Below are 1,693 nucleotides of genomic sequence, written 5' to 3'. Positions count from 1 at the left end.
ATGATGCAGGCATGAAAGTTGAAAACTTGCTTACTGCTGGTAGCTATAATGAGCTTGCAACAGAAAAACAAGTTAATGAACATCAGGCCGATTATACGCAACATGTTGATGATGAAACAGCACACGGAATCGGAGATAAAACAACGCTTCAAACTACTGAAAAAACTTCTATTGTAGGTGCAATTAATGAGGTTTTTACAAATGTCAGTGATGGAAAAGATTTAATCGGTGGGGCTATTACTGACAAAGATTCAAATATAGAAGTACCTACCGACCCAACGTTTCAATATTTAGCTGATGCTATCGGAAGCATAGAAGCTGGTGGTACAGGTAAAAAGTGGGCGAGTGGTTCTAGCATGACTACTAAAGTCAACTCAAGGGATTTTGTTTTTACTGTAACCGGACTTGGTTTTAAACCTAATTTAGTAATTGGATTGTACAATAACAGTGCTCTCTATGGATTTTCTACCTATATAACTTATGGAATTATTAACGTGAATTTTGGCAGGGCTGACTCAACAACAACATTCACTGACCCAATAACCGTTTCACAAGGAGAATTTACTTCTATTCATCGTTTTGGTAGTACGTTCAACGGTGACTCTTACGAAATTGATTGGGTAGCATTTGAATAGCAAAGGAAGGTGATGATGTGCAAGTTGGAAAAAAGGTATATTATGATATTTTAACTGGTAACGTAATTTTAGACACTGGTGAGCGCCAAGGCTCGGTAATTCCAACCACAGTAGAACAAGACGTTCAGACATATAAAATACTAACCGAACGTAATCGAGAAACCTTTGACGTAATTGAATTAGAATACGGTCAGTATAGACAAGACTTCCGAGAAAGTAACGGTTTTCGAGTAAATCCTGAAACAAAAGATTTAGAGTTTAGTTATCCTGATCCTAACGAAGAACCACAAGAACCTGTTTATCAGAAACCTTTAAGCGAAGAAGTAGATAAATTAAAAACTGAAGATCTAAACAATAAAGAAGCAATTGCAGACCTATACGTTATGACGATGGGAGTGTAATAAATGGAAACGAAAGCTATACACGGTATTTTTGCAGATTTAATTGAAGCTAGTAGAAGGGAAATGAAGGATGTACCCGAACAAGATCGAGGGACTGTTCAGTATGTTTTGGATCAACGTAATCAGTAAACCATTTTTATTATTCGGAGGAGATAAAATGATTTTTGTGACTATTTTTGTAAGTTTAATTGTAGCTGGAAGAAGAACAATTGATGATGTGCCGAGTAATCTTAAAGAGGATGTATTGGCAGATCTAGAATCAATGGGACTAGACGGTTATGGACAACCTTTACAAACGGAAAAAACTGTACAATACTAATTTTTTTATTATTAAATATTAGAGATTAGTCTATGAATATAGTATTATACCTATATAGTTATTTTGAAACACGTATGTGATAAAATGCTTATTGTTGTTATTGTAGCTGGTGCTACAGGAGGAATTTTACTTACTTTTTTTGCTATTTATAAAGGCTATAGCTTTAAAGTCAAAATAAATGAAAAGGGCGAAGTTGAAATAGTATTTACGAGTAAACTTCATACTCATAGTACCTAGGTAGAATCAACAATAGTTGGCTTTTTTTAGATTTCGGGGATGCTAGTATGGATTTTACTAAGATATTAAAATTAACACTAAAAGTTATATTTAAGATGAGA

5 protein-coding genes are annotated in these 1,693 nt (G+C 34.3%); all 5 read left to right on the top strand.

Annotation, left to right across the window (positions count from 1 at the left end; genetic code table 11):
- Positions 1–635, top strand: a 635-nt coding sequence (locus BMX40_RS19865; protein ID WP_211753636.1) for a hypothetical protein, incomplete at its 5' end; no start/stop codon positions are given.
- Positions 636–652: 17 nt separating this feature from the next.
- The gene (locus tag BMX40_RS19860) at positions 653–1,036 is read left to right on the top strand and encodes a hypothetical protein (RefSeq protein WP_090873201.1); all 384 of its coding nucleotides are present in this window, start codon (positions 653–655) and stop codon (positions 1,034–1,036) included.
- Positions 1,037–1,039: 3 nt separating this feature from the next.
- On the top strand, positions 1,040–1,165 hold the full coding sequence (locus BMX40_RS20850) for a hypothetical protein (protein ID WP_280139696.1): 126 nt from the start codon (positions 1,040–1,042) through the stop codon (positions 1,163–1,165).
- Positions 1,166–1,193: 28 nt separating this feature from the next.
- A complete protein-coding gene (locus BMX40_RS19855) occupies positions 1,194–1,355 on the top strand; it encodes a CD1375 family protein (RefSeq protein ID WP_211753635.1) in 162 nt (53 codons plus the stop codon).
- A 63-nt stretch (positions 1,356–1,418) separates the two neighbouring features.
- Positions 1,419–1,592 carry a hypothetical protein gene (locus BMX40_RS20505; protein WP_170840876.1) on the top strand — a complete coding sequence of 58 codons (174 nt, stop codon included), beginning with the start codon at positions 1,419–1,421 and terminating at the stop codon, positions 1,590–1,592.
- The last annotated feature ends 101 nt before the right edge of the window (positions 1,593–1,693 follow it).

It is taken from the genome of Oceanobacillus limi, assembly GCF_900111445.1.
In the GTDB taxonomy this organism is placed as follows: Bacteria; Bacillota; Bacilli; order Bacillales; family Amphibacillaceae; genus Ornithinibacillus; species Ornithinibacillus limi.
The sequence above is the reverse complement of the archived record's forward strand: the minus strand, read 5'-3'. Positions and strand labels throughout refer to the sequence as shown.